Genomic DNA, 9,683 nt, shown 5'->3' with positions numbered 1-9,683 from the left:
AAAACCTACTACTACGTCTTACCGACGGAAGCCGTTAAAGGTGCTGTCGGCAAGAAAGCGATCGAGAACTTGATCGTTAAGGACGTCCCGCAGATGATGAAGACATTCAAACTGCAATGAGCACTAGCTTTTGCTAGTGCTTCTTTTGTTCGTTCGGTATAGTTGAAAATGAGGTGAATGAATATGGAATGGAACGTCACAGACGTCAAACAAACAACAGATGTATTACAACTCGAAAAATGTGTCAACGATCACGACGGCATTGAATTAAAGGTCGCAGCCGATTGGGTCGGCGAGAATGATTTCGCAATCTATGATGGTGAGCAATTGATTGGATATTTACAAGCATTCGCGTACTTACCGACGGAATGGGAATTGAATGTCTTCGTTGATCCCGATTACCGAAAACAGGGCATTTTCACAACACTCGTTGAAGCGGCGCGCGCACGTGCTACGGAAGCAGGCGTTGAAGCATTCACGTTCGTCATTGATGACGCAAGTGAATCAGGTCAAGCCGTCCTTGAAGGGTTAGGGGCAGAGTACCGGATGACGGAGTATAACATGGTCTTGAAAAAGGCGCAGTTGTTCTTGAAAGCAGATCCGGATTTCGAATTAAGCGAAGCAACAGCGGACGACCGCCCGTTCATCGTCGAGACTCTCGGCAAATCATTTGGGAACACAGACGAGGAAGCGGAGTCAATCTATCGAGCGATTGAATCCGACGACCGGATCACGTTCATCGGCGTCGCTAATGGCAAGCCGATTGGTGTCATTCGTGCCTATCTCGCTTCCGATACACAAGCGAGCATCCATGCGTTTGCGGTTCGTCCAGAAGCACAAGGCAATGGTTACGGTAAGAAGATGCTGAAGCTGATGGTTCAAGCGTTGTTCCGGACAGGTCGGACACAACTGGAGCTCGACGTCGAGACGGATAACGAGCGGGCGCTTGATCTTTATAAAGAAGCAGGATTCGTCGTCCATCGTGGTTATCAGTTCCATGTGTTGGCAGTTTAATTGAAGCAAGCATTACGACTTTTCGGCTCGCAGAAGTCGAGTGGACGTGTGATGCCTCATCGAAGAACGGTCTCCGGATCGTTCTTTTTTTATGATGATTATTACAGAAACTAAACAAAAACGTTGGAACCTTTTCTGCAATCCGTCGTATACTAGACATATGGAAAAAAAGAGGAGGCGACGTCATGGAGAGTCGACAGGATTCATTGCGGACGTTGAAGTGGGTATCAGGTGGAATGGAAGCGGTGCTCGGGATTCCGCTCTTAGGTGGTTCGATCGTCATTTTCTCAGGTTACAATGCTCTGTGGTTGATGCTCGCGTTTCACATCGTCGTCGTCGTATTGACGGCACGTGCCGGGAATGTCTCAAAAGGGAACATCGTCGGGATCGTCGCATCAACGGTTGGTGTCATTCCGGTCGTTGGGATGTTCTTACACATGGCAGCAGCGATCACGATTTTGGTCGATGCAGCACTCAGTAACCGCATCGTTACACGAACACATGTCAAACACGTCGAACCGATTCAACCACGACCGGTCCGTCGGGAACAAGAAAAACAAGAAGACCACCCGTTCTGAGTTTTTTTCGTTGACAGCGAAAAACAAGCCGTGTAAAGTAAACAACAAGTTAAGCCATATCAATTACATCGACGACGCGGAGTAAGTATCGTCAACACTGCCGACCAAGCGAGTCAGGAATGGTGAGAGCCTGACACGGTAAGCTGAACGAGAATGGACCGCTGAGAGCCTGTTGAACCTTCGAGTAGACAGGACGGTTGCCCCCGTTACCGGGCTAGCTGGTTGTTGGACCAGCGACAAGTGGAGACGATTTTTCGTCTCAATCAGAGGTGGCACCGCGCGGATACAGGCGTCCTCTATGCATTAGCTGTTAGCTATGCGTAGAGGGCGCCTTTTGTTGTACGTCAAATGCCGAATCATCCAACGCTCATCACATTTCTCAGGAGGCACTACACATGAAAAAGACATTGATCGCAGCGGCGAGCACGGCAGTTTTACTCGCAGGATGTGCAACGACAGAACCAGCAGAGGATAAAAAAGCAGATAAGAAGGTCTTGCATACGATGGAGAGCTACGATCTCCTGTCGGTTGACCCGGCAGATGCCATCACGTCAAACATCTTCAATCAAATCTACGAAGGACTCTATCGTTTTGATGAGAAGAACAAACTTGTTCCGGCAGCAGCAAAATCGCATAGCGTATCAGAGGACGGAAAAGTCTACACGTTCAAGCTTGACCCGAATGCAAAATGGTCAGACGGAAAGCCCGTCACAGCGGAGAACTTCCGTTATGCGTTCGAGCGTGTCGTCAAAACGAACTCACCGTTCGCTTATTTGCTTGAACCGGTCGAAAAAACGACAGCAGTCGACGACGAGACACTCCAGATCGAATTAAAACGTCCGACGCCGTACTTCCTCAGCATGACGACGTTCGGTACCTATATGCCGGTCCGGGAAGATATCGTCAAAGCAGAAGGCGACCAGTTCGGGACGGATCCAAAGACGAACGTCTACAACGGACCGTTCACATTCAAGAAATATCAAGCCGAACAAGGGTATACGCTCGCGAAGAACGCCGAATACGCAGACCGGAAGAACGTCAAGATTGACGAAGTCGACGTCAAAATCATCAAAGATCCGATGCTTGCGATCAACTTGTTCGAGTCAGGCGATCTCGATGTTGCACCACTCAACTCAGAGAACGTCGTCACGTACAAAGGGAAAAAAGAGTACAACACGTTCAGCGATTCGCGGATGTTCTTCATCCGGATGAACGAAAAGACGGACGCCTTGAAGGATAAGAAAACACGCCAAGCGATCGACGCAGCATACGATAAAAAGGCGTTGACGGAGACGTTGCTTGGAAACGGATCACTCCCAGCTGACTACATCGTACCGAAAGAACTTGATCCGAAATACGATAGTGCGCGTCAAATCGAATCATCATATGATGTAGCAGCGGCGAACAAAGTGCTGGCGAAGCAAAATCTTGAGTTGACGATGTTGATCGAAGATGACGATGTCTCGAAAAAAATCGGGGAGTATATCCAAGGCGCGTTGAAGAAGCAGAACGTCAACGTCAAACTGTTGTCGCTACCGAAGAAAGAGCGTCTCGCGCGTGAAGGACGAGGGGATTACGATCTGTCACTCGCGAGCTGGGCTCCGGACTATCAGGATGCAACGACATACCTGAACTTGTTCACGACGGGTAACCCGTTCAACATGATGGACTACTCGAACAAACAGTATGACCGTCTTTTGAAACAGGCTGAAAGTGAACTCGATCAAGACAAACGTCTCGCGTTACTCAGTAAAGCGGAAAGTGTGTTGCTCGACGATCAAGCGATCTCACCTGTCTACCAACGGAAGAATGCTTTCCTGCAAAACACAGAAGTCACACATCTTGCCCGCCACAATGTCGGAACGGATATCTCATATAAGTATGTCGAGATAGAGCGGAAATAATAGTACGGTAACGAGTGATGGATGAAGCGGTCCATCACTCTTTTTGATGTATTTTTGTCATATCGCTGGAAATCGCTTTTGAAAATCAGGTCAACTGACTTAAAACGGTTACAAAAGAAACCGATAGAGAGGACGGTGAAAGAAGATACAGGAAAGGAAGTTTCGGTTATGCGTAAATTACGAAGCAACTTGAAGGTACGGTTATTCTTTTGGGTCTTAGCCATCTCGGTCATCACGAGTGGTATCTCAGCCCAGCTTGTGCTTTATCTCCACCGTGGACTTGATGTCGCGGATACGAACGCGATCTGGATTGGAGCAGGGATTGGCTTACTATTATCGTTGATTGGGACGTCGTTGACGCAATTGATTCTACGTCAACCCATCAAAGCAATCGAAAAGGCGACAGAGACGGCACGCGAAGTCGCGAACGGCAACTTCAACGTCGATTTCGAGGAAGCGAAACGTGGCGATGAAGTCGACCAACTAATGCACGAACTAGAAGTCATGGTCTTACATATCCGCAAACAGGCGACACAGATGGGAAGCTCAAGCGATAAGCTAACAGCGTCCGCGCAAGAGATCGCAGCAGCGGTCCAGGAAGGCAATGCATCAGGTGAAAGCATTCGTTCAGCGATGGCAGAGCTATCCGCGAAGATGAACGAAAACGTCGATCAAGCCTACTTGTCGATGGACGCCCTTGGTGCCGTTAAACGGACGATGGATGAAGTCGCGAAAGAGATGAACGAAGCCTTGAAATCAGCGACGGTCATGCAGACGGAAGCCCAGAACGGGAAGACACTAGCGACAGATTCTGTCGAAGCGATGCATATGATTTCGAAGAAGATGGAACAGTCAGCGACACTAAACGGTCGTCTGACGGATATGACAGGCGAAATCTCGCGGATTACCGATGTCATCAGTGATATTTCGGCACAGACGAACTTACTCAGTTTGAATGCGTCGATTGAAGCAGCGCGAGCAGGCGAAGCGGGGCGTGGTTTTGCCGTCGTTGCAGCAGAAGTCAAAAAACTCGCGGAACAGACAGCAACATCAGCAAAAGAAATCACTGATTTGATTTCTGGTGTCAAACGTCTCGTCAATGATACGGCGAACGCAATGACCGATGTTCAAAGTGAAGTCGCAACTGGTGTCGGACTCGTTGAGCAGGCAGGTTCGTCATTTGAAGAGATTCACCATTCGACAGAGAACGTGTATTCACGCGTGAAATCGGTTGATCAGCTCGTCGTTAAATCAGATCAAGAGATCGATCAGGTTGGCTTAACGACAGCAAATATCCTCGCTATGGTTGAGGAAGCATCGAAGCACGCAGAACAAGTCTTACAGGCATCGAGCCATCAAGCAGCATCACTCGGTGAAGTGAACGGGGCGATGGAAGAGCTTGTAGCAGTAGCGGAACAATTGCAAGAAGAGACAGGTGCGACGCGTCTCTAAATTACGGAGAAATCGTACATCCGACATGGATGTACGATTTTTTTGCATTTTTTTGAAGAAAGTTGTTAAACATTTCGAGCCGACGACGATATATAAGGTGGAAGCAGTCATCGACTTCATCCACCGTGTCACTCTTGGGCCGGCCAGGGGGCACATCTCGGAGAAGACGGATCTTCAAAGAGACAAAAAACTTATCCTATGGAGGGAAATTACAATGATTATCAATCACAACGTAACTGCGCTTAACACGCACAACAAACTTTCGAGTGCTACTGCAGCTCAAAGTAAATCAATGGAGAAACTCGCTTCAGGTCTTCGCATCAATAAAGCTGGGGATGATGCAGCTGGTCTTGCAATCTCTGAAAAAATGCGTGCACAAGTTCGAGGTCTTGATCAAGCTGGACGTAACGCACAAGACGGCATCTCACTCATTCAAACAGCTGAAGGTGCTTTGAACGAGACACACGATATTCTTCAACGGATGCGTGAACTTGCTAACCAAGCGGCAAACGATACAAACACAACATCTGACCGTGGAGAGATTCAAAAAGAAATTAACTCTTTGACTTCTGAAATTAACCGTATCGGTAACACGACTGAGTTCAATACTCAGAAATTACTTGATGGTGGTAAAAATGGTGCGGCTGTTGCAGCTGTTACTGGTGTAGCTGGTGAATATGGAGTAACAGTAGGAACGTCGGATATCACTATCGATGGTGAAACATTCACTTATGATGTTGCTGGCGATGGTACAGGTGGCAAATTTAAAGATGCAGCATCTCTTGCGACAGCAATTGAAGCTAATGCAACTATTAAAGACAAATACGCTGCTACTGATAATTCAGGAGCACTGAAATTAGTACAGTCTACAGGTTCTGAATCTTCAACAGCTCCGGTTGTTACTGGCGGAACATTATCGACTACAAAAGCTGGTGTTACTGAAGTTGCAGCAGTTGCAGCAGATCCAACTAAGAGCTTGAAGTTCCAAATTGGCGCAAACGAAAACCAAAGTTTAACTTTAGATATTGCTGATATGCGTGCATCTGCTCTAGGAATTTCTACTACTGGAACAACAGATTCAAAATTAGCGGTTACTGACGGAACGAACAACACTACGACTGAACAAGCATTAGATGTCTCAACACATGCTAACGCAGCAAGTGCAGTTACAAAAATTCAATCAGCAATTGATACAGTTTCTGCTGAGCGTTCAAAACTTGGTGCAAACCAAAACCGTCTTGAGCACACAATTAACAACCTCAAAACATCTTCTGAAAACCTAACAGCGGCTGAATCACGCGTTCGTGACGTTGATATGGCAAAAGAAATGATGAACCAGACTAAAAACTCGATTCTTGCACAAGCTGCACAGGCTATGCTTGCACAAGCGAATCAGCAACCTCAAGGAGTTTTACAATTACTTCGTTAATATTAGTTAAATGATTTTAATGAATGGATAGATTAGATAATAATCTATCCATTTATTAATTTCAGTACATAATTCTTAAAAACTATTTTGTATTGAAATTAATAAATGGAGGGAGAACCTTTCAAATGAATTTAAAAACTAAAAATGAAATATTGACTCCTCAATACATGAAAAAATTCAAATGTATCGGATCATTATGTGAAGATTCATGCTGTTCAGGATGGAAAGTTACAATAGATGAGAAAACCTATCGTAAATATCGAAAATCACAACATATCGAATTAAAACCAAAGTTTAAAAAATATATAAAACGTGAAAGATCTCACTCAACAGAATCTAACTTTGCAAAAATAAAAATGAATGAAAATAATGCATGCTCTTTTTTAGATGAAAAAAGTTTGTGTAGTATACAAACTACCTTAGGAGAAGAATACCTTTCAAATACTTGTAGTACTTATCCAAGAATCGTTAATTCAGTTAATGGAGTTATTGAAAAGGCTGCAACAATCTCTTGTCCAGAAGCGGCAAGATTAATACTACTTAACCCTATCCCCATGCAATTCGATCATTTTTTAGATGAAGATTTATCAGCGAATATAAATAAAGCGGTGCAAACTAAAACTAATAAAGATACTTTACAGTACTATTTTTGGAATATAAGAATTTTTTCTATAGGGCTTATTCAAAATCGAAATTATAATATTGAGTCAAGGTTAATTTTATTAGGTTTATTTTTTCAAAAGCTTCAGAACAAAATCGATATGGGATTATGTAATGAAGTACCAAATTTAATTACTAATTTTTCTAATATGATAAATCAAGGTAATTTTGATGAAGCTTTGGAAAAAATACCTGAGAAACCAAAAGTCAATTTAATGTTATTTAAAGAAATAATCAAGAACAAATTTAGTAAAGGAATTTCTAACAAACGATACTTCGAATGTCTAAACGAAATGATACAAGGACTAAAAGAATCTAGTAATAATGACAGTATTGATAATATTGAACATTATAAAAAAATCTTAAGAGAACATTACAAACCGTTTATAAAAAATAATGAATACATGTTAGAAAATTATCTTGTAAATTATATTTTTAAAAATTTGTATCCTTTAGAGTATAATGAGCCATTTGATGATTATATGATGTTAGTTATTCACTATTCTTTAATTAAAAATCATTTGATAGGAATGTCTGCTTATCATAAAGGTCTTACTCCTGATCTAGTTGTAAAGTTAATTCAATCATTTGCGAAGTCGATAGAGCATGATCCAATTTATCTATATCGGGTATTGAAATTTGTTAAGGATAATGAATGTAATAATATGGCATATATGTCTGTGTTTATAAAAAGCTAGCTCTATTCAATGACTCTTTACTAAAAGAGTCATTTTTGATAAATAATCATTCTAATATAGGTCTAAAGCTAATAAAAAATTAGTATAGACCGATAAATAAATAGATACTAAAACAAGGAGTGACCGACTATGAATTCCATTAATACGGAAATTCGCCTTCATCTGCCTTCGAACGTCCTACCGTACGAAGCGACACGTAATGTGTTTGTGGAAGCGAATCAGGAAGCACTAGCAGAAGAAGGAGTCGTTGTCCTACCGACACCCCAACACGTTACAAAACTTGAAACAGCGATGGAACAAGCGAATATCAAGCTAGAACTGCAACGGACAGGACTTAAATTCGTCAAGCATGAAAAATTAAACGAATATTACATTCAAGTTGTTGATACGAATAATAACGTCGTCCAGGAAATTCCGAGTAAAAAAGAACTCGATTTCTTTGCGGCATTCATGGAATTTAATCAATTAATCGATAAACGGATTTAACAGAAAGGACTGATTGGATGGCAGGTATTCGACTGAGCGGTTTAGCAAGTGGAATTGATACAGAAACGATGATTAAACAATTGATGCAGGCGGAACGGGCACCGGTCGATCGTTTATCGCAAAAGAAACAGACGCTGACATGGCAACGCGATGCTTACCGGGAGATGAACCGGGCGTTACTTGACTTCCGGACAGCGGCAAGCGATATGTTGTTATCGAAGAACTATCAATCAAAAACGGTTACGAGTTCTAATCCGACGGCATTGACGGTAACGGCGAGTCCAGCAGCGTCAGCTGGCAGTGTGACGATTGACAGCATTGATCAGCTCGCGAGTGCCGCTTCGGTAACGATGGTCGCAGCAAGTGGGAAAAAGAGTGACGCCACACTTGAAGAGAGTGGATTGTTCACGAAGGATGCGAATGGCAAAATTAACGTCCAAATCAATACATTCGATGCAACAGGTGTTGCAGTGACGGAAACTTTGCAGCTGGATGCAACACAAAAAATTTCGGACTTAACAGCGGCGATCAACGGTAAAACAAGTCTCGGGATGAACGCGGTCTTCAATGATTTGACAGGAAAACTTGTCTTAACGAAAACGAGTACCGGTAACTTAAACCCCGCAGGAGCCGACATCTCTATCGTTGATGCCTCGACTAATACTGCGAAGGTTAATTCACAGGATGCAACATTCGGTCGGGAAGGACAAAACGCCAAGTATACGATTGGTGGACAACAACTCGAACAGACAACGAATACGTTCGCGCAAAACGGTCTGACGATCACATTGAATAACATCTCGACGACAGCGACGACGATCAATACGACGCTCGATACGCAGAAAAACTTTGATTCGATCAAAAATTTCGTTGATAAATATAACGACGTCATCGATAAAATGAACAAAAAGGTTCGTGAAGAGAAATATCGTGACTACCAACCATTGACAGATGCCCAGCGTAAGGAACTCAGTGAGGACGAGGTCAAGAAGTGGGAAGAAAAAGCGATGAGTGGTGTGCTGAAGAATGATAGCTACTTACAGGACGGGCTGAATCAGTTCCGGAGTGCGATCTCGTCGAAAATCGATACCGGTTATTCGTACACGTCAGGAACAGATACGATTCAACTCCAGTACATGTCGCAAATCGGGATCACTTCAACGAGTGACTTCCGGGATGGTGGGAAGCTGAAAATCGATGAAACGAAACTGAAGAAGATGCTCGAAGAACAACCGGAAGGTGTCTATAAACTGTTTACAACTGATGCCCCTGAACCGACGAAGGATGCGCAAGGGAACACGATTCCAAATCCGAATGGACGTGATGGTTTTGTCCGGCAAATTCAAGGATTTGCGACAACACTTCGTGATAAGATTTCCGGTGTTGCCGGACGGGATGGAGCGGTTGCGACGACGTATCGACTCGGGAAATCACTCGCTGATCTCGATAAGAGCATGCTGTC

The 9,683-nt window shown here is 43.8% G+C and carries 8 protein-coding genes and 1 other annotated feature; all 8 genes read left to right on the top strand.

Going from position 1 to position 9,683, the window contains the following annotated elements:
• Nucleotides 1-183: 183 nt before the first annotated feature.
• Complete coding sequence (locus B2751_RS04145) at nt 184-1,014, top strand: GNAT family N-acetyltransferase (protein WP_290752450.1); 831 nt, start codon at nt 184-186, stop codon at nt 1,012-1,014.
• 185 nt (nt 1,015-1,199) lie between these two features.
• Complete coding sequence (locus B2751_RS04140) at nt 1,200-1,592, top strand: hypothetical protein (RefSeq protein ID WP_035410070.1); 393 nt, start codon at nt 1,200-1,202, stop codon at nt 1,590-1,592.
• Between the two features lie 62 nt (nt 1,593-1,654).
• Nucleotides 1,655-1,892: a binding site (T-box leader), on the top strand.
• A gap of 95 nt (nt 1,893-1,987) precedes the next feature.
• Complete coding sequence (locus B2751_RS04135) at nt 1,988-3,496, top strand: peptide ABC transporter substrate-binding protein (protein WP_290773031.1); 1,509 nt, start codon at nt 1,988-1,990, stop codon at nt 3,494-3,496.
• 168 nt (nt 3,497-3,664) lie between these two features.
• The gene (locus B2751_RS04130; protein WP_050678723.1) at nt 3,665-4,948 is read left to right on the top strand and encodes a methyl-accepting chemotaxis protein; all 1,284 of its coding nucleotides are present in this window, start codon (nt 3,665-3,667) and stop codon (nt 4,946-4,948) included.
• Between the two features lie 214 nt (nt 4,949-5,162).
• The gene (locus tag B2751_RS04125) at nt 5,163-6,377 is read left to right on the top strand and encodes a flagellin (RefSeq protein ID WP_290752440.1); all 1,215 of its coding nucleotides are present in this window, start codon (nt 5,163-5,165) and stop codon (nt 6,375-6,377) included.
• Between the two features lie 125 nt (nt 6,378-6,502).
• Nucleotides 6,503-7,735, top strand: a complete 1,233-nt coding sequence (gene fliB / locus B2751_RS04120; protein ID WP_290752437.1) for a flagellin lysine-N-methylase — start codon at nt 6,503-6,505, stop codon at nt 7,733-7,735.
• Between the two features lie 129 nt (nt 7,736-7,864).
• Nucleotides 7,865-8,221: a flagellar protein FlaG gene (locus B2751_RS04115; protein WP_035410058.1), complete on the top strand. Its 357-nt coding sequence runs from the start codon at nt 7,865-7,867 to the stop codon at nt 8,219-8,221.
• A 17-nt stretch (nt 8,222-8,238) separates the two neighbouring features.
• A partial coding sequence (fliD, locus tag B2751_RS04110; protein ID WP_290773029.1) for a flagellar filament capping protein FliD occupies nt 8,239-9,683 on the top strand: 1,445 nt, incomplete at its 3' end.

Source organism: Exiguobacterium sp. UBA6282 (assembly GCF_002440475.1).
GTDB lineage: Bacteria > Bacillota > Bacilli > Exiguobacteriales > Exiguobacteriaceae > Exiguobacterium_A.
This window is presented reverse-complemented; position numbering and strand designations above follow the sequence as displayed.